The organism is Mycobacterium sp. DL99 (genome assembly GCF_004762045.1).
Taxonomy (GTDB): Bacteria; Actinomycetota; Actinomycetes; order Mycobacteriales; family Mycobacteriaceae; genus Mycobacterium.
In genome coordinates this window covers 5423047-5440530 of sequence record NZ_SJOM01000007.1, presented here as the reverse complement: position 1 = coordinate 5440530, position 17484 = coordinate 5423047, and the positions used below count along the sequence as shown (strand labels likewise).

General features: G+C 67.7%; 16 protein-coding genes, 1 tRNA gene and 1 pseudogene. 8 read left to right on the top strand and 10 right to left on the bottom strand.

Going from position 1 to position 17484, the window contains the following annotated elements:
* Position 1: 1 nt before the first annotated feature.
* On the top strand, positions 2-1339 hold the full coding sequence (locus EYZ64_RS26545) for an LLM class flavin-dependent oxidoreductase (protein ID WP_135458215.1): 1338 nt from the start codon (positions 2-4) through the stop codon (positions 1337-1339).
* A 195-nt stretch (positions 1340-1534) separates the two neighbouring features.
* Here the strand turns inward: EYZ64_RS26545 and EYZ64_RS26535 are convergent, their stop codons facing one another.
* Positions 1535-2026: a YajQ family cyclic di-GMP-binding protein gene (locus EYZ64_RS26535; RefSeq protein ID WP_135458213.1), complete on the bottom strand. Its 492-nt coding sequence runs from the start codon at positions 2024-2026 to the stop codon at positions 1535-1537.
* Positions 2027-2135: 109 nt separating this feature from the next.
* Between EYZ64_RS26535 and EYZ64_RS26530 the strand changes: the two genes are divergently transcribed.
* The 3 genes from EYZ64_RS26530 (at position 2136) to EYZ64_RS26520 (ending at position 3647) form a co-directional block, all read left to right on the top strand.
* Positions 2136-2218: transfer RNA gene (locus tag EYZ64_RS26530), tRNA-Tyr, on the top strand.
* A 316-nt stretch (positions 2219-2534) separates the two neighbouring features.
* Complete coding sequence (locus EYZ64_RS26525) at positions 2535-3119, top strand: HutD/Ves family protein (RefSeq protein WP_135458211.1); 585 nt, start codon at positions 2535-2537, stop codon at positions 3117-3119.
* A gap of 48 nt (positions 3120-3167) precedes the next feature.
* Positions 3168-3647, top strand: coding sequence for a GNAT family N-acetyltransferase (locus EYZ64_RS26520; RefSeq protein ID WP_135458209.1), 480 nt, complete (start codon positions 3168-3170; stop codon positions 3645-3647).
* Here the strand turns inward: EYZ64_RS26520 and hutI are convergent.
* The 4 genes from hutI to hutU are packed head-to-tail and all read right to left on the bottom strand — an operon-like array spanning position 3644 to position 9100.
* A complete protein-coding gene (gene hutI / locus EYZ64_RS26515; RefSeq protein ID WP_135458207.1) occupies positions 3644-4831 on the bottom strand; it encodes an imidazolonepropionase in 1188 nt (395 codons plus the stop codon). The genes EYZ64_RS26520 and hutI overlap by 4 nt on opposite strands.
* Positions 4828-6201, bottom strand: coding sequence for a formimidoylglutamate deiminase (locus EYZ64_RS26510; protein WP_135458206.1), 1374 nt, complete (start codon positions 6199-6201; stop codon positions 4828-4830). Before EYZ64_RS26510 ends, hutI begins: the two co-directional genes overlap by 4 nt.
* Positions 6198-7427 carry an allantoate amidohydrolase gene (locus EYZ64_RS26505; protein ID WP_135458204.1) on the bottom strand — a complete coding sequence of 410 codons (1230 nt, stop codon included), beginning with the start codon at positions 7425-7427 and terminating at the stop codon, positions 6198-6200. The genes EYZ64_RS26510 and EYZ64_RS26505 overlap by 4 nt, the downstream gene beginning before the upstream one ends.
* Positions 7424-9100 carry a urocanate hydratase gene (gene hutU, locus EYZ64_RS26500; RefSeq protein WP_502703026.1) on the bottom strand — a complete coding sequence of 559 codons (1677 nt, stop codon included), beginning with the start codon at positions 9098-9100 and terminating at the stop codon, positions 7424-7426. The genes EYZ64_RS26505 and hutU overlap by 4 nt, the downstream gene beginning before the upstream one ends.
* A 120-nt stretch (positions 9101-9220) precedes the next feature.
* Here hutU and EYZ64_RS26495 point away from each other — a divergent pair, with 120 nt between their 5' ends.
* Complete coding sequence (locus EYZ64_RS26495) at positions 9221-10012, top strand: IclR family transcriptional regulator (RefSeq protein ID WP_135458199.1); 792 nt, start codon at positions 9221-9223, stop codon at positions 10010-10012.
* Positions 10013-10018: 6 nt separating this feature from the next.
* Here EYZ64_RS26495 and EYZ64_RS26490 read toward each other — a convergent pair whose 3' ends face one another.
* The 5 genes and pseudogenes from EYZ64_RS26490 to EYZ64_RS26470 form a co-directional block, all read right to left on the bottom strand.
* The gene (locus EYZ64_RS26490; protein WP_135460270.1) at positions 10019-10474 is read right to left on the bottom strand and encodes an acyl-CoA thioesterase; all 456 of its coding nucleotides are present in this window, start codon (positions 10472-10474) and stop codon (positions 10019-10021) included.
* Between the two features lie 68 nt (positions 10475-10542).
* A complete protein-coding gene (locus tag EYZ64_RS26485; RefSeq protein ID WP_210115582.1) occupies positions 10543-11793 on the bottom strand; it encodes an MFS transporter in 1251 nt (416 codons plus the stop codon).
* 26 nt (positions 11794-11819) lie between these two features.
* Positions 11820-12029, bottom strand: a complete 210-nt coding sequence (locus EYZ64_RS26480) for a hypothetical protein (RefSeq protein WP_135458195.1) — start codon at positions 12027-12029, stop codon at positions 11820-11822.
* A 56-nt stretch (positions 12030-12085) separates the two neighbouring features.
* Positions 12086-13195, bottom strand: coding sequence for an aminotransferase class I/II-fold pyridoxal phosphate-dependent enzyme (locus EYZ64_RS26475; RefSeq protein WP_135458193.1), 1110 nt, complete (start codon positions 13193-13195; stop codon positions 12086-12088).
* A 116-nt stretch (positions 13196-13311) separates the two neighbouring features.
* Positions 13312-13947 (bottom strand): annotated as a pseudogene (locus tag EYZ64_RS26470) (carboxyl transferase domain-containing protein); the annotation flags it as partial.
* Between the two features lie 26 nt (positions 13948-13973).
* On the opposite strand from EYZ64_RS26470, the gene EYZ64_RS26465 reads away from it, so the two are divergent.
* The 3 genes from EYZ64_RS26465 (at position 13974) to EYZ64_RS26455 (ending at position 17471) form a co-directional block, all read left to right on the top strand.
* Positions 13974-14708 (top strand): enoyl-CoA hydratase, encoded by a 735-nt coding sequence (locus EYZ64_RS26465; protein ID WP_135458191.1) that lies wholly within the window; start codon positions 13974-13976, stop codon positions 14706-14708.
* A 1-nt stretch (position 14709) separates the two neighbouring features.
* Complete coding sequence (locus tag EYZ64_RS26460) at positions 14710-15825, top strand: MBL fold metallo-hydrolase (protein WP_135458188.1); 1116 nt, start codon at positions 14710-14712, stop codon at positions 15823-15825.
* 86 nt (positions 15826-15911) lie between these two features.
* Positions 15912-17471, top strand: coding sequence for a serine hydrolase (locus EYZ64_RS26455; RefSeq protein ID WP_286175338.1), 1560 nt, complete (start codon positions 15912-15914; stop codon positions 17469-17471).
* The last annotated feature ends 13 nt before the right edge of the window (positions 17472-17484 follow it).

Below are 17484 nucleotides of genomic sequence, written 5' to 3'. Positions count from 1 at the left end.
CATGACGCGACAACTTCATCTCAACGCCTTCCTCATGGGAGTCGGGCACCACGAGGCAGCGTGGCGGCACGAGCGCACCGATGTGCGGAACCTGACCGACGTCAAGCACTTCCAGCAGCTCGCGCAGGTGGCCGAACGCGGCAAGTTGGATTCGGTGTTCTTCGCCGACGGGTTGGCGGTGGGGCCGCGGGTGAAGCACAACACGCAGGCGATCTTCGAGCCGATCACGCTGCTGACCGCGATGGCGACGGTCACCGAGCACGTCGGTCTGATCGCCACCGCGACCACCGGCTACATCGAGCCCTACACCCTGGCCCGCAGCTTCGCCTCGTTGGATCACATCAGCGGCGGCCGGGCCGGGTGGAACATCGTCACCTCGGCCGGTGAGGACGAAGCGGCCAACTTCGGTGTCGAGGGCATCCCGGACCATGCCGGCCGCTATCGGCGGGCCGCTGAATTCGTGGATGTGGCAACGGAACTGTGGGACAGCTGGGAGGACGACGCTCTGGTCCTCGACGAGTCCACCGGCATCTTCGCCGACCCGGACCGGGTACACCGGATCGACCATGACGGCGAGCACTTCACGGTGCGGGGCCCGCTGAACTCGCCCCGGTCGGTGCAGGGCCGTCCACTGTTGGTGCAGGCCGGGTCTTCTGAGTCCGGCAAGGACTTCGCCGGGCGCTACGCCGAGGCGATCTTCACCGCGCAGCGCTCGGTCGACGAGGGCAATGCGTTCTACCGCGACGTGAAGGCCCGCGCGGTGAAATTCGGCCGCAGCGCAGATGAGGTGAAGATCCTGCCCGGCATCGTGCCGTTCATCGGTCCCACCGAGGAGGCCGCGCTGGAGCTGGAACAGCAATTCACCGACCTGATCTCGCCCGAGTACTCGTTGCGTCAGCTGTCGCAGATGCTCGGAGTGGACCTGACCGCGCATGCGCTCGACGCGCCGCTGCCTGCCCTGCCTCCCATCGAGCAGATCCAGGGCAACAAGAGCCGCTATCAACTGGTCAAGGATCTGGCCAGCAGTGAGTCACTGACCGTGCGGCAGCTGATCGCCAAACTCGGTGGCGGCCGCGGGCACCGGACCTTCGCGGGCACCGCCGAGCAGGTGGCCGACAACCTGGAGCTGTGGTTCACCGCGGGCGCGGCCGACGGCTTCAACATCATGCCGCCGTATCTGCCGGGCGGCCTGGAGGATTTCGTCGAGCAGGTGGTGCCGATCCTGCAGCGGCGCGGACTGTTCCGGACTGACTACACCGCGACGACGCTGCGCGGGCATTACGGGCTGGCGCACCGGCCCAGCCGTTACACGGTGACGGCGGCCGAAACCAGCGCGTGAGCGAGGGCGTCCCCGGGGTAATCCGGTGTGACGGCCGTGGACGTGTTGACGGGGGTAGGTAACGGGCTCGGCAACGGCGTGATCATGACGCTGGGTGCCGATGTGGCGCCCACTGTGCGCTGAGTGCGCCGACTGTGCGCTCAGATCGCGATTTCGTCGTCAGACGCGATCTGAGCGCACACTCGAAGGTCGGCCCTAGCGGTAGTTGACGAACTGCAGGGCCACGTCGAGGTCCGAGCCCTTGAGCAGGGCGATGATCGCCTGCAGGTCGTCGCGCTTCTTCGAGCTGACCCGGATCTCGTCACCCTGGATCTGCGCCTTGACGCCCTTGGGGCCCTCGTCGCGGATGATCTTGGTGATCTTCTTGGCCTGCTCGCTGCTGATGCCCTGCTTGATGTCGCCGGACACCTTGTAGGTCTTGCCGCTGGCCTGCGGTTCGCCGGCGTCGAAGGCCTTCATCGAGATGTCGCGGCGGACCAATTTCTCCTTGAACACGTCGACCGCGGCCTTGACCCGCTCCTCGGTGCTGGAGGTGAGTTCGATCACCTCTTCGCCCTTCCAGACGATGCTGGTGTCGGTGCCGCGGAAGTCGAACCGGGTGGACAGTTCCTTGGCGGCCTGGTTGAGCGCGTTATCGACCTCCTGACGGTCGACCTTGCTGACGACGTCGAAGCTGGAATCCGCCATTGGACGCCCCTCCTCTTTCCTCGCTGAATGCTGCCGGTTTGTAACTTGGGTACATCTTCGTTGTACCCTGCTAGTCGCACCAAACCGGAAACGGGGCGGCGCGAAACCAGGCAGATTGCCCGAGCGGCCAATGGGAGCGGACTGTAAATCCGTCGGCTTACGCCTACGCAGGTTCGAATCCTGCATCTGCCACCCAAGTCAGGCCCCCTTTCGAGGGGGCCTGTTTGGTTTGTGGGGCCCGATCGTCACGGCTTGTCACAGGCCGTGTTGATCTCGACGTCCACACCAATCGAGGGGCTGCGGTTGATGGGTGGTCGGCGCCGCCGAGGGGACATTCGTGGCGGTCGAGGCTGTGATCGCGGAGGGACGCGCCAACTGAGCAGGTAGTTCCGGGGTTCTAGGAGCAGGTTGCTCAGGATTCAACCGGAGCTGACAGCTTTCTCGGATCTCGGACTGATCTTGCCGCTCAGGTATTGGTGAGGCGACGTTTTGGCGCTGTGATGACAAGATGTCGATTTCAGCCTTGCCCGAAGTGGTGCGTTTCTCCGACTGCGCCGAGGAACCGTGGGCGAATGGCGGTGGGAGCACGCGAGTAATCGCTGTCGGTCCTGCCGATTCGATGGTCGGTGGATTCGATTGGCGCTTGAGCGTCGCGTCGGTCACAAGTAGTGCCTTCTCCCAGTTCCCTGGAGTGGACCGGGTGATCGTATTGGCCGAGGGGCCGACGATGACGTTGGTGATCGACGGTGAAGAGTTCGAGCTTGATTCGTTTCGTCCCAGACAGTTCGCGGGTGAGTCGGTCGTTGCGTGCGAGACATCGACGCTGTCTTTTGATTTCAATGTGATGACGCGCCGACAGGTGTGTCGAGCTGAAGTCAGCATTCGTGTGGGTTCGGGCCATATCGGCGCCCCGCATGATGGCCTGACGTTCATTGTGGTGCTGGCAGGGTGTGCGACTGTTCGGTCAGCGGACGGTGGCACGGTGAGACTCAGTCGCTTCGACAGCGTGAGGTTGTCGTCGGCATCTGAGCTATCCGTCGGGGCCAAGGGGCGGGTGGCTCTCGTGCGTATCAGGTACACCCATCACCCGTGACGGCGGGCGGCTAAATCAGGCATGGAAGACATGGAATAGTCGGCACGCATGGAATCGGTTGTGACGCTGTCGGTCAGAGATGCCGGTGAGCTGCTGACGTTGCAGCGTGCTGCGTATGTGACTGAGGCGCAGGCTCACGACGACCTGAGCCTTCCCCCGTTGATGCAGTCCCTTGACGAACTGACGACCGAGCTGGCCAAGCCCGCAGTGGCCGCGTTCGGGTTGCGCGATGACGCCCAACGTCTGATCGCTGCCGTGCGCGTGTATCTCTTTCCGGCGGACCCACACACCGCCGAGTTGGGAAGGTTGGTCGTGGCCCCGGACATGCAGGGCCGGGGCCGGGGCAGTCGATTGCTCGAACTCGTGGAAGGGCGGCTTCCCGAGCAGGTCACCGATCTTCGACTGTTCGCGGGGGAGCGGAGCCTCGGCAACCTTCGGCTCTACTCCCGATTCGGATACCAGGAAACGCACCGTACCCCGACTCCAGGTGGCTACGCGCTGGTCCACCTGACCAAACGAGTGCGTTAGCAGCACGTGCCGTGGTCTGGATGGCCTTGGCCGGCCACCACGGTGTGGGCGATCAGGTTGACACCCGGCCGGTACGCCAGATGCAGATAGGTCGGTGCGTGCAGCCGGACGAAGTCGGCGCGGTGACCGGGATACAGCGCGCCGATGTCGTTGCGGCGCAGTGCTGCTGCACCGCCTGCGGTGGCGGCCCACAGGGCTTCAGCGGGAGTGAGATGCATATCGCGCACCGCTAGGGCGATACACAGCGGCATGCTGGTGGTGTAAGAGCTGCCGGGGTTGCAGTCCGTGGCGAGGGCCACCGTGGCACCGGCGTCGAGGAACCGGCGTCCGTTGGGCCACTGAGCCCGGGTGCTGAATTCGGCGCCGGGCAACAAGGTGGCGACTGTCGATGACCCGGCGAGGGCGTCGATGTCCTCGTCGGTGGCGTAGGTGCAGTGATCCACCGAGGCGGCGTCGAGTTCGACGGCAAGTTTGATGCCGTCGCCGCGGCCGAGCTGGCTGGCGTGCAGTCGTGGCTGCAAGCCTCGGGCAACTCCGGCAGTGAGAATGGCGCGCGCTTCATCGACATTGAAGGCACCCCGATCGCAGAAGACGTCGATCCAGCGGGCATGCGGGGCGCACGCCTCGAGCATGGTGGTGCGTACCAGCTCGACGTAATCGTCGCGATGGGAGGCGTATTCGGCTGGCACGACGTGCGCTCCGAGAAAAGTTGTCTCGCTGGTGTAATTGGTCGCCACGCGCAGGCTGCGGGCTTCGTCGGTGACATTGAGCCCGTAGCCGCTCTTGGTCTCGAAGGTAGTGACGCCGGCGTCGCGCAGTTCCCGGCCCAGGCGCGCAACATTGGCGGCCAAGACATCGTCGGTGGCCTGTCGGGTCGCCGCGACTGTTGTGGCGATACCACCGCCGTCGTAGGGCTGCCCCGCCATGCGGGCGGCGAATTCGGCGGCACGGTCGCCATCGAAGACGAGGTGGGCGTGGCTGTCGACGAAACCGGGAATGACCGCCGCATGCCGGCAGTCGACGCGCTGGTCCGCGGCGGGAGCGTTGGCGGCCGGTCCGACCCAGGCGATCTGCGCATTGTCGACCAGAAGCGCGGCGTCGGTGAGGATTCCGAGCGGGCTGTGATCGCCCTGGGTGGGGTCGTTGGTGACCAGTTCGCCGATGTTGTCGTAGAGCACGGTCATGAGGAACTCCTGATCGGTTCCGCGTCCAGCAGTGCGGTAATGCTTTGGGCGAGTGTGGATGTGGGCTGTTCGATGCTGGTGTGACGGCGGTCGGTCACCACGCGGCGGCCGTCGATGATGACGTCGGTGACGTCGGCGGCGGTCGCGGCGAACACCGCGGTTTCTGCCGCCGCCGGGCTGCCGGCAGTACGGATGGAGTTCAGGTCGACGGCGATGAGGTCGGCGCGATGGCCGATCCGTAGGTGGCCGGCGTCGCTGAAGCCGAGGGCCTGCTGTCCGTTGACGGTGGCCGCGGTGAGCAGATCGGCGGCGGGGAACAGGCCGCGTTCACGGCGGGCGAGTCGTTCGTCGAGTTCGACGCCACGGGCTTCCTCGAACAGGTCGATGACGGCGTGGCTGTCGGAGCCCAGGCTGAACAGTCCGGCGGCCTGCATGAGGGCTGAGGCGGGGCCGATGCCGTCGCCCAGGTCGCGTTCGGTGGTGGGGCAGAAGCAGACACCGGTGATGGTGGTGTCGAGGTCGGTGATGTCGGCGTCGGTGAGATGGGTGGCGTGCACCGCGGTTGTGCGCGGCCCCAGCGCTCCGTGATCGCGCAGCAGCGCGGTGGGGGTGCAGCCGTGCACGGCCAGGCATTGGTCGATCTCGGCGGTCTGTTCCGAGGAGTGCACGTGCAGCGGGGCGTCGTGGGTGGCGGCCCACTCCACGACGGCGCCCATGTGCGCGGCGGGGACCCCGCGCACCGAGTGCAGGGCCGCGCCGATCACGACCGAGCTGTCGCCGGTGTAGTGCTGGTGCAGGGTTTCGACGCGTTCGGCCCACCGCAGTCCGGTGTGGTCGCCGAAGCGTTGCTGCGGTCCGTCGGCCAAGGGCGAACCGTCGACACCCGAGCTGAGATAGCAGGTGTCGAGCAGGGTGATCCGTAACCCGGCGTCGCGGGCGGCGGCGATCAGGGCATGGCCCATGGCGTTGGGATCGGCGTAGGGGGTGCCACGATCGTCGTGGTGCAGGTAGTGGAATTCGCCCACGCAGGTGATGCCGGCCAGGACCATCTCGGTGTACACGCCGCGCGCCAGCTGGTAGTAGGAGTCCGGGGTCAGCCGGTCGGCGGCCTGATACATCAGGTTGCGCCAGGTCCAGAACGTGCCGCGGTCACGCTGGGTGCGTGAGCGCAGCGCGCGGTGGAAGGCGTGCGAATGGGCGTTGGCCAATCCCGGCAGGACCAATCCGGTCAGCGCCGTGTCGCCGTCGCCGCGGACAGTGTCGGCGGTGACGGCGGTGATGTAGCCGTCGGTGACCTCGATGGTGACTCCGTCGGCGACGGTGTCACCGCCGAGCCAGGCGTGCTCGCACCAGAACCGAGTGGCCGTCATCCGGCGATCCAATCCGCCATGACGGCCGCCAGCGCATCGGCGCCGAGGCGGCAGTCGCTGATCTCGGCGTACTCGTCGGGTGAGTGGGAGACGCCAGTGGGGTTGCGCACGAACAACATCGCGGTCGGCAGCACCGCCGCGAGCACCCCGGCGTCGTGGCCGGCGGCGGTGGGCAATACGGGCAGCTCACCGAACTGAGGCGCCAGGATGCGCTGAATACGCTCACGCGGTTCGCCGGGGAAGTGCACGGCCGGAGAGACGGACTCGATTTCGATCTGTACCGAGGTGAGATCGGTTCCGGCGTTGCGCGTGGCGTCGGCGGTGATGTCGTCGACGAGGGCGCGCAAGGTGTCCTCGTCGGCGGCGCGGGCGTCCAACCAGGCCAACACCTTCGACGGAATGGCGTTGGCGCCGTTGGGCGTGACCTGTAGCTTGCCGAAGGTGGCGACCGCCTGGTGGGCGGCTGCGCGGGTGCGGGCGTCGTGCACCGAGGTGGCGAAGGTGAGCATGGGGTCGCGGCGGTCGACCAGCCGGGTGGCCCCGGCATGGTTGGCTTCCCCGCAGAACGAGAACTGCCAGCGGCCGTGCGGCCAGATCGCCGAGGCGACGGCCAGCGGCTTGTCCACGAGGTCGAGTGCGCGGCCCTGCTCGACGTGTAGTTCGACGTAGACCCCGACCCGCTGGGTCAGCGTCGGGTCGACGCCGACGTGGCGAGGGTCGCGTCCGGCGGCGCTCATCGCCTCGGCCAGGGAGGTGCCCTCGGCGTCGCGCAGTCCCAAGGCGCGTTCGGCGGTGACCGCACCTGCCGACAGTTGCGAGCCGACGCATGCCACGCCGAAGCGCGCGCCCTCCTCGTCGGAGAACGCGGCGACGGCCACGGGGCGATGCGGGGTGACATCGGTGTGCTGCAGGATGTCGATCGCGGCGAAGGCGGTGATGATCCCCAAAGGACCGTCGAATGCGCCGCCGTCGGGAACCGAGTCCAGATGTGACCCGGTGACGAACGCATCGCGCGGGTCACCGGTGTGGCCGGGCGGTAGCCACCAGGACCACAGGTTGCCGTTGCGGTCCTCTTCGACGCTCATGCCGCGCTGCTGGGCTTCGCCAGCGAACCATTCGCGCAGTGTCAGATCGGCTGTGCTCCAGGCGAATCGGCGATACCCGCCGCTGGCGGGGTCGCGGCCGACGTCGAGGATGGACTCCCACAGAGAGTCGAAGGTGCTCACTTGGTGTCCTGCATGGGGATGCGCACGCCACGCTCCTTGGCGACGTCGGCGGCGTGGTCGTAGCCGGCGTCGACGTGGCGGATGACGCCCATGGCGGGGTCGTTGGTGAGCACCCGCTCGAGTTTGCGTGCGGCCAGTTCGGTGCCGTCGGCCACACACACCTGGCCGGCGTGGATGGAGCGGCCGATCCCGACGCCGCCGCCGTGGTGCAGTGACACCCACGAGGCCCCGGAGGCGGTGTTGACCAGGGCGTTGAGCAGGGGCCAGTCGGCGATGGCGTCCGAGCCGTCGAGCATGGCCTCGGTTTCGCGGTAGGGCGAGGCGACCGATCCGGAGTCGAGGTGATCGCGGCCGATGACGATGGGGGCGGAGATCTCACCGCTGGCCACCATCTCGTTGAACTTCAGCCCTGCGCGGTGGCGCTCGCCGTAGCCGAGCCAGCAGATGCGGGCGGGCAGTCCCTCGAAGGCCACCTTCTCTCCGGCCATGGTGATCCAGCGCCGCAGGTGCTCGTTGTCGGGGAACAGTTCCAGGATGGCGCGGTCGGTGGCTTCGATGTCCTTGGGATCGCCGGACAGTGCGACCCACCGGAACGGGCCCAGGCCCTCCTCGAACTGCGGGCGGATGTAGGCGGGCACGAATCCGGGGAAGTCGAACGCGCGGTTGTAGCCGGCCTTGCGGGCCTCGTCGCGGATGGAGTTGCCGTAGTCGAACACCTCGGCGCCGCGGTCCTTGAATCCGACCATCGCCTCGACCTGACGGGCCATGGAGGCCTGGGCCTGCTCGGTGAAGTAGCCCGGGTCCTTGTCGGCCATCTTGGCCATGTCCTCGAATTCGATCCCGACCGGCAGATACGACAGCGGGTCGTGAGCAGAGGTCTGGTCGGTGACGATATCGATGGGAGCATTGCGCGAGAGCAGTTCGGGGAACACCTCGGCGGCGTTGCCCACGAGGCCGATCGACAGCGGCTTCTTGGCGTCGCGGGCCTCGATGGCCTGGCGGAGCGCGTCGTCGAGGTCGGCGGCCCGAGTGTCGAGGTAGCGGTGGGCGATGCGGCGGTCGATGCGGCTCTCGTCGCAGTCCACGCAGATGGCCACGCCCTCATTCATGGTGACGGCCAGCGGCTGGGCGCCGCCCATGCCGCCGACGCCAGCGGTCAGCGTGATGGTGCCCGCCAGGGTGCCGTTGAACCGCTTCTTGGCCACCGCGCCGAAGGTTTCGTAAGTGCCCTGCAGGATGCCCTGGGTGCCGATGTAGATCCATGATCCGGCCGTCATCTGGCCGTACATGATCAGCCCGGCAGCTTCCAATTCGCGGAAGTACTCCCAGTTGGCCCAGTCGCCGACGAGGTTGGAGTTGGCGATGAGCACCCGCGGGGCCCATTCACTGGTCCGCAGGATGCCGACCGGCTTGCCCGACTGCACAAGCAGCGTCTCGTCGTTCTCGAGGTCACGCAGGCTGGCCACGATCGCGTCGAAGGCCTCCCAGCTGCGTGCTGCGCGGCCGGTACCGCCGTAGACGACCAGCTTGTCGGGGTGCTCGGCGACCTCCGGGTCGAGGTTGTTGCTCAGCATGCGCAGGACAGCTTCTTGCTGCCAGCCCTTGCAAGACAGGGTGGCTCCACGGGCGGCGCGCACGGTGCGGGGGCCGGAATTCTGCTCGGTCACGGTGATTCCTTTGAGGGGCTGTGCGGGTGGTGGCGTTGTTGGTGTCCAGCACACCGCATCCGGTCGCATTGCTGCAGAGCCGTTTCCGCGATACTGTCTCGAATCCGAGACAGATGGGTGGGTTGGGTGTCGAGTGCCTCTCCGGCCGTGGGCCGCTCCCTGGAGTTGCTGCTAGCGCTGGCGGCGCGCACCGGTCCGGTCGGTGCGGCGACGCTGGCCCGCGAGCTGGGCATTCCTCGATCAACGGTGTATCACCTGCTCGAAGTGCTCATCGAGCATCACTTCGTCGTGCATCTGCCTGAGCAGCGCGGCTACGGGCTGGGCGTGGCCGCTTTCGAGATCGGTTCGGCCTACATGCGCCACGAACCGCTGGAATTGCTGGCACGGCCGGTGCTGCGCCGACTGGTCGACGCGATCGGCGAGACCGCTCATCTGGGCGTCCTGCATGGCGCGGAGACGCTGTATCTGATCAAGGAACAGCCCGCAGTCGCCCGTGTGCCGGTGACGTTGGTGACCGACGTCGGTGTCCGGCTGCCGGCTCATCTGACGGCCAGCGGGCGGTCGATTCTGGCACACCTGCCCGCCGCTCAGGTGCGCGCGTTGTTCCCGGCGAGCACAGGGTTCGTGATCCGGACCGGCCGTGGTCCGACGTCGCTGCCGCAGCTGCGGCGGCTGCTCGGGGTTGAACGAAGCCAGGGTTGGGCCGAGGAGGACGGCCTGATCACCGAGGGGCTGCACTCGGTGGCTGCGTGCGCGTTCGACCATTCCAGCCGCCCGGTCGCGGCGATCAGCGTGACGCGGCGCGCCGACCGATCCTCGGTGGCGGTCAGCGAGCTGGTTCGTGCGGTGCGTCATGCCGCCCAGCAGCTGACGTGGGCGATGTCGGGGGTAGCGCCGCCGGGCTGGTTCTCGCGTTGACGTTGGTCAGGCGCCGCATTCGCAGTTGTGTGGGCTCTCAAACTGCTGCCGTTGGGCCCTCCGCCGCCGGCGGGCCGATTCGTAACGTTGTGTGGCAACGGGATCGGCGGACTGCAACGCGGGTACGGAAATGGGCCGCCGTTCGGCATCGACGGCGACCATGGTGAAGTAGCAGCTGTTGGTATGGCGCGCGATTCCGGAGATGATGTCGAGGGTGTCGACGCGGATCCCGATCTCCATCGAGGTGCGACCGGTGTAGTTGACCGATGCCGAGAAGGTGACCAGATCGCCGACGTGGATGGCGTCGCGAAACAGGACGCGATCCACCGAGAGCGTCACGACGTAGCTTCGGGCGTAGGCGCTGGCGCACGCGTAGGCGACCTGGTCGAGGATCTTCAGGATCGCTCCGCCGTGGACGTTGCCGGAGAAGTTGGCCATGTCGGGGGTCATCAGCAAGGTCATGGTCAGGCTGCGGGCCGGTGAATCCGGCGCGCCAGTGCTTGCGGAGGTGGGTGTCGGTTCTGGGCCGGTCACGGGTGTGTCCTCACGTGTGGTCGGGTGCCGTCACCGCTGGTGGCGTTGCGGTGCAGGGTGTGGGTCAGCGTGGCGGCGATCAGCGCGGCGGCGGCGCAGATCAGCGCGGGCGCGGTGTAGCTGTGCGTGCTGTCGCGCAAGTAACCCGCCAAGGTGGGGCCGACCAGCGCGGCCAGCCCGACGCTGGTGTAAAGGGCGCCGAGGGTAGCGCCGATTCCGTTGTCACCGAACAGATCTGCGGTAACTGCTGGGTACAGGCTGACGCACCCGCCGTAGGCGAGGCCGAACAGGACGGCGAAGCCGATCAGTACGGGCAGGGCACTGCTGGCCGCCCATCCCAGGAACGAGAACCCGAGGATGGCGGTCAGTGCAGCCAGCACACGCAGGCGCCCCATCCGGTCGGCGATACCGCCGAGCCCGAACCGGCCCAGGATGTTGCCGACGCCGATCAGTGCGATCAGCAGGGTCCCCATCTGCAGGGAGTAGCCCTGGTCACGGGCGGCCGGCACGAGGTGCACGTAGGGGATGAAGGTGCAGATCGAGGCCAGCAGCACCGAGAGGTAGAACCGGGCGAACACCGCGGTGCGCAGGACCGGCAACAGGGGCCGCGACGTCGACGCTATCGCTGCCGGGACGGCACGCGGACGTCGCCGAACCAGCAGCGCCGCAGGCAATCCCGCGGTGGCGATGGCGGCGCCGAGGATGACGAAGCACGTGCGCCATCCCAGTGTCGGCAAGACGGCGCCGACGGCCATCGGCGCCACGACCGTGCCGATTCCCAGTCCCGCGGTGGCGATGCCCGCCGCTGCGGAGCGCTTGACGGCGAACCAGGTTTGCACGGCGGCCATCGACGGTACATAGAGCAGGCCGATGCCCAAGCCGACACCGAGGCCGTAGCAGGCGTAGAGAGCGCTGAGCGTCGGTGCGCGCGAGGCCGCCAGGTATCCGGTCGTCATCACCAAGACCCCAGCCACGCACATCAGGCGGATGGATACGCGGTCGGCAAGTCGCCCCGCGATGGCGCCGAACAAGTGAAAACCGCCTGCAGCCAACGAGAACACCAATGCCACCGCCGAACGGGAGGCGTGGAACTCGTCGGCCAAGCCGGGAAAGGCGGCGGAAAAGGAGTATGCCGAGCCGTAGGTGACAGCGGTCAAGGCATGTACGGCCCACACCACCTGCCAACCGGCCCGGGTATCCAACCCTCGTGTGTCGCCGTCTGCCTCGGTCGCCGTCGGCGATGCCACCGCGGCCGAATCAGGGTGGCCGCCGCTCATCGGCCCCGGTCGCAGCGCAGTGCTGCGGCGCGCCGTCGAGTGGCCTCGGCGAGTTGGTGTGCTCTACCGGCGTCCGGGCCGCCGTGGCCGGCGATGGTGCTGTGCAGGTCGGCCTTGGCGTCCAACCATGCGGCCAGTGCCTCGCCGTCGGCGTCGCTGCAAGGTTTCGTAACCGAGAGCGTCGTCAGCGTGCGCAGGATGCTCATGCCGGTCCTTTCGTCGGATTTGTCCCAGAACGCCAGCAACCTTGGATGGCGACTTGTCAGCGCGCGGGGGAGGGGGCGTGCGGACTGGCGGTGGCGGCCCAGTTGAGGCTGTCGATCGCGGCCAGCACGGCATCCTCGGCGTCACGGCCACCGACGGTGACCCGCACTCCTTCGCCGTCGAACGCCCGGACCGAAACACCTCGGGCAACACAGGCGTCCTGAAGCTCCACTGTGCGCGACCCGACGGGGAACCAGACGAAGTTCGCACCGCTGGCCGGGGTAGCGAGCCCGCGCTTCGCGGCCTCGCTACGCAGGTACTCGCGTCCGTCGCGGACCACCTTGACGATGTGATCGGTGTGATCGGTGTCGGCCCACGCGGCCCGGGCGCCGGCCTCGGCAAGCCGGCTCAATCCGAACGGTGGCGCGGCTGCGCGGATGTTGGCGGCGACCTCCGGATGGGCGACCATGTACCCGGCGCGTAGTCCGGCCAGGCCGTAGGCCTTGGAAAAAGTCCGGAAGACAACGACATTGGGGTATTGGTGGACCAGGCTGAGCCCGTCGACGTTGGTGCTGGCGAACTCCTGGTAGGCCTCGTCGAGCAGTACCAGCACGTTGCCTGGCGCCGAGGTGATGAGGCGCTCGATCTCGCTGCGGGGCAGTTCGGTGCCGGTTGGATTGTTGGGGTTGCACACGATGATCGCCCGGGTGGCCGGGGTGATTGCGGCCAGCATTGCGTCAATGTCGTGGGTGTGGGTGGCATCGAGGGAAACCGCGACCGGGGTGGCCCCGACGACACCGATGAGGATCGGGTAGGCCTCATAGCTGCGCCAGGCGTGCACGACCTCGGAGCCGGCCCCGGTGTAGGCGGCCAGCGTGTGCTGCAGCACCGCCAGAGATCCGCCGCCGACGACGATCTGCTCGGGGGCGACCTGCAACCGGGTGCTCAGATCGGCGATGAGCAGATCACCTTGCAGCGAGGGATACAGGTGAGCCTGCCCGGCCGCCTCCGCGATGGCCTGCTGCACACGCGGCGACGGCGGCACCGTCGATTCATTCGACGACGCGCGCCAGCGCACCTGGCTCAGGCCCGCGGCGCGCGAGTAACGGGGCAGCTCGGCCACCACGGGACGAGGCCGTACGGTCGGGCGGACGGGCTGATCGGGCACGGATGCTCCCAATGGGTGGGCGGGGACGGAGCGGGTCACTGCAATGCGCCGATCGCACTCTCGGCGGCTGCCACCAGCGCCCCACTGTGGGCCAGGTCGACGACGGCGCCGATCTCGGGGGACAGGTAGCGGTCGGCGCCCGGGCCCTCGATCACACCGTGGGCGTGCAGGTTCTCGGCGGTCTGCACGCCGGACGGGAAGGGTTCGCCGTACAGGTGCTCATAAACCCGTGGGCCGAGAAAGCCGATCAGCGCACCCGGCTCGGCGGCGGTGACGTGCCCCAGCGAACCCCAGGAGGCGAACACGCCGCCGGTGGTGGGGTGGCGCAGATACACCAGGTAGGGCAGGTGGGCCTGCTTGTGCAGTTCGACGGCCGCGGCGATCTTGACCATCTGCAGGAACGCCACCGTGCCTTCCTGCATACGGGTGCCGCCGGAGCTCGGTGAGGCCAGCAGCGGCAGCCGCTCGGCTGTGGCTCTCGTCACCGCGGCGGTGATCCGCTCGGCGGCGGCCACCCCGATCGACCCGGCGAGGAAGTCGAACTCGCACGCCACCACGGCCACCCGGCGGCCGAAGATGGTGCCTTCCCCGGTCAGCACCGACTCGTCGAGCCCGGTCTTCGCCGACGCATCGGCCAGTTCGCGCTGGTAATCCGCAGAGCGGGCGACCTCGACGGGCGGTGCGTCCCAACTGCGGAACGAGCCTTTGTCGAGCACTGCATCACGAAGCGCGCGGGCGCCGATCCGACTCACGGCGCCAGCCTATATAGGCTGGCCACATGATTGGTGTGACCAGAGACGGCAATGTCCTGACCCTGGAACTGCAACGCGAAGAGCGGCGCAACGCGCTGAACTGCGAGCTTGTCGACAGCCTGCGGGAAGCGGTCGAGAATGCTGCCGAGCAGGATGTCCGGGCAATCGTGCTGACTGGGGCCGGCTCGGTGTTCAGCTCAGGCGCGGACCTGACCGATGCCGCGGGCATGGCCGAAAAGCTCCCAGACAAGGCGCTGGCGCTGAACTTGGCGATCGACAGGACCCCGGTTCCGGTGATCGGCGCGATCAACGGCCCGGCGATCGGCGCCGGCGTCATCCTTTCGATGATCTGCGATCTGCGGGTCGTCGCCCCTGACGCCTACTTCCAGTTCCCCGTCGCAAGGTACGGCCTGGCCCTCGACAACTGGAGTATCCGCCGGCTGACCTCGCTGGTCGGCCACGGCCGGGCGCGGGGAATGCTGCTCGGCGCCGAGAAGCTCACCGCGGAGACCGCGCTTCAGACCGGGATGGCCAACCGCATCGGCACGCTGGCCGACGCGCAGAAGTGGGCCGCCGAGCTTGCCGGGTTCGCTCCGCTGGCGCTGCAGCACGCCAAGCGGGTGCTCAATGACGACGGTGCTTACGAGGAGTCGTGGCCGGCCCACAAGGAGCTGTTCGACAAGGCGTGGGGCAGCCAGGACGTCATCGAAGCCCAGGTGGCCCGGATCGAGAAGCGCCCGCCGAACTTCAACGGGGCCTGACGTGCTGCGCGCTGCGCTGCGGTTGGGCACCAGGTCGGCTTCAGTGCTGGCCGGCGGGTGGTTGGTGCGCGCGCTGAACGGGACCTATGCCTCGGTGGGGGCCCTGCCTCGCGACATCCGCCCGGCGGCGCAGCGGTCCACGCAGTACGCCGACGGTGTGTTCGTCAACGTCGAGCCGGCATCGCCCGGGATCAGCATGAGCTCCGAAGAGTGGCGCATGCTGATCGCCGAGATGTTCGCCCCGCGCTCGGCCAGCCGGCCGCCCGGGCCGATCCCGCTGGCCGAGCCGTCCGAAAATGCCGACGGGGAAGCCGCGGCCTGCGCGGTGTCCTGGTACGGGCACTCCACCGCGCTGGTCGAGATCGATGGCTACCGGGTGCTGACGGATCCGGTCTGGAGTCAGCGCTGCTCGCCGTCGCGGGTGGTGGGACCGCAACGGCTGCACGAGCCGCCGCTGCCGCTGGAGGCGCTGCCTGCCGTCGACGCCGTGGTGATCAGTCATGATCACTACGACCATCTCGACATCGAGACGATCCTGGGGTTGGTCCGCACGCAGCGGGCGCCATTCGTGGTGCCGCTGGGGATCGGCGCGCATCTGCGTAAGTGGCGGATTCCCGAAGACCGCATCATCGAGCTGGACTGGAACGAGAGCTACCGGATCGGCGAGCTGACCCTGGTGTGCACGCCGGCCCGCCACTTCTCGGGGCGGCTGTTCCAGCGCAACACCACGCTGTGGGCCTCGTGGGCTTTCATCGGGCCGCAACATCGGGCGTTCTTCGGCGGCGATACCGGCTACACCAAGAGCTTCTCCGAAATCGGTTCGGAATACGGGCCTTTCGACCTGACCCTGCTACCGGTCGGTGCTTACCACCCGGCCTGGCCCGACATTCACATGAATCCCGAGGAAGCGGTGCGCGCCCACCTGGACGTCACCGATTCCGGTCTGCTGGTGCCGGTTCACTGGGGCACGTTCCGGCTGGCCCCGCACCCGTGGGCGGATCCGGTGCGGCGGTTGCTGGCGGCGGCCGACCCGGCCGGGGTGCCTGTCGTGGTGCCGAAGCCCGGCCAGCGGGTCGACCGGGAATCTCCTGTGGTGGACCCGTGGTGGCAGATGTAGCCCCACTTGTAACCGCATTGCACCGAGCCCGGGCAGGTTTGCGGGCATACTCGCGTCCTGTGTCGAACCTTCGCGTCGTGACGCGTATCGCGGCAGTGGGCCTCGCGGTGGGTGTCGCCGCCCTGACGGGCTGCGCCAACGCCACCCAAACCGCCCAGCCGATCGCCGACCAGCCGCCGCCGCTGGTGCCCGCGATGCCGTTGCCGGAGAACGCCGTGCACAACGCTGTCGCCAGGCTGGACGGTATCGCCGAGGAGCTGGTGCGCGATGCGAAGATCCCCGGTATGGCCGTTGCCGTGGTGCATGGCGGAAAGACGGTGTACGCGAAAGGTTTCGGCGTCCGCGATGTGCGTGACGGCGACGCCGACGGCAACCGGGTGGACGCTGACACGGTGTTCCAGCTGGCCTCGCTGTCGAAATCGCTGTCGGCCACCGTGGTTGCCCAACAGGTCGGCGCGGGTGCTGTCGAATGGGATACCCCGATGGTTTCCAAGCTGCCATGGTTCGCACTGTCGGACCCCACCACCACCCGGCTGGTGACTGTGGGAGACATGTTCGCGCACCGGTCGGGTCTGCCCGACCATGCCGGGGACAAGCTCGAGGATCTCGGCTATGACCGGCGCTACGTGCTGGAGCATCTGCGCCGGCTCCCTCTGGAACCGTTCCGGATCTCCTACGCCTACACCAACTTCGGGCTCACCGCAGGGGCCGAGGCGGTGGCGGCGGGTGCCGGGAAGGACTGGGCGGACCTGTCCCGGGAGGTGCTGTACCGGCCGCTCGGGATGAGCTCGACGAGTTCGCGTTTCGCCGATTTCCAGGTCAGGGCCAACCGGGCCGTCGGGCACATCCGGATCGACGACCGATACGAGCCGCAGTACGTGCGGGATCCCGACCCACAATCGCCTGCCGGCGGGGTGAGCTCCTCGGTCAACGATGTCGCCCGCTGGCTGGCCATGGTGCTGGCCAACGGCAAGTATGCGGACCGGCAGATCGTCGACGAGAAGGCGCTGCTTCCCGCCCTCACCCCGCAGGCGGTGTCGAGCCGTGCGACGGAGCCCGCGATGCGGTCCGGGTTCTACGGTTACGGGTTCAACGTCGGGTCGACCTCGGCCGCCCGAATGCAACTCAGCCATTCTGGGGCTTTCGAGCTTGGGGCGGCAGCCAATTTCGTCGTCCTGCCGTCGGCCGATGTGGCCATCGTGGCGCTCACCAATGCCACACCGACGGGCGTACCGGAAACGCTGACCGCGGAGTTCGCCGACCTGGTGCAGTTCGGCGAGGTGCGCGAGGACTGGCGCAAGCGATTCGCCGACGCGTTCGCCGAGATGGATGCGCCGGAGGGCGAATTGGTGGGCAAGCAGCCGCCCGCGGATCCGGCACCTGCCAAGCCTCTTTCGGGCTACACCGGGGTGTATCGCAACGATTACTGGGGGCCGGCCACCGTGACCGAAAAGGACGGGAAGCTGAACCTGGCGCTGGGGCAGAAGCTCAGCGTGCCGCTTGAGCATTGGGACGGTGACGTGTTCACCTTCAGGTTCGTCACCGAAAACGCCCCGCCGGGGACCATCTCCAAGGCGACGTTTTCCGGTGACAGACTAACGCTGGAGTATTTCGACGAGGACGGGACGGGGGCTTTCGCCCGATGAGCAGCTTGCGCGA

Excerpts from the sequence above, each read along its gene's own strand:
- EYZ64_RS26545 (WP_135458215.1), top strand. The coding sequence starts at position 2 with ATGACGCGACAACTTCATCTCAACGCCTTCCTCATGGGAGTCGGGCAC.
- EYZ64_RS26535 (WP_135458213.1), bottom strand. The coding sequence starts at position 2,026 with ATGGCGGATTCCAGCTTCGACGTCGTCAGCAAGGTCGACCGTCAGGAG.
- EYZ64_RS26525 (WP_135458211.1), top strand. The coding sequence starts at position 2,535 with ATGTCGATTTCAGCCTTGCCCGAAGTGGTGCGTTTCTCCGACTGCGCC.
- EYZ64_RS26520 (WP_135458209.1), top strand. The coding sequence starts at position 3,168 with ATGGAATCGGTTGTGACGCTGTCGGTCAGAGATGCCGGTGAGCTGCTG.
- hutI (WP_135458207.1), bottom strand. The coding sequence starts at position 4,831 with ATGACCGTGCTCTACGACAACATCGGCGAACTGGTCACCAACGACCCC.
- EYZ64_RS26510 (WP_135458206.1), bottom strand. The coding sequence starts at position 6,201 with ATGACGGCCACTCGGTTCTGGTGCGAGCACGCCTGGCTCGGCGGTGAC.
- EYZ64_RS26490 (WP_135460270.1), bottom strand. The coding sequence starts at position 10,474 with ATGACCTTGCTGATGACCCCCGACATGGCCAACTTCTCCGGCAACGTC.
- EYZ64_RS26480 (WP_135458195.1), bottom strand. The coding sequence starts at position 12,029 with ATGAGCATCCTGCGCACGCTGACGACGCTCTCGGTTACGAAACCTTGC.
- EYZ64_RS26465 (WP_135458191.1), top strand. The coding sequence starts at position 13,974 with ATGATTGGTGTGACCAGAGACGGCAATGTCCTGACCCTGGAACTGCAA.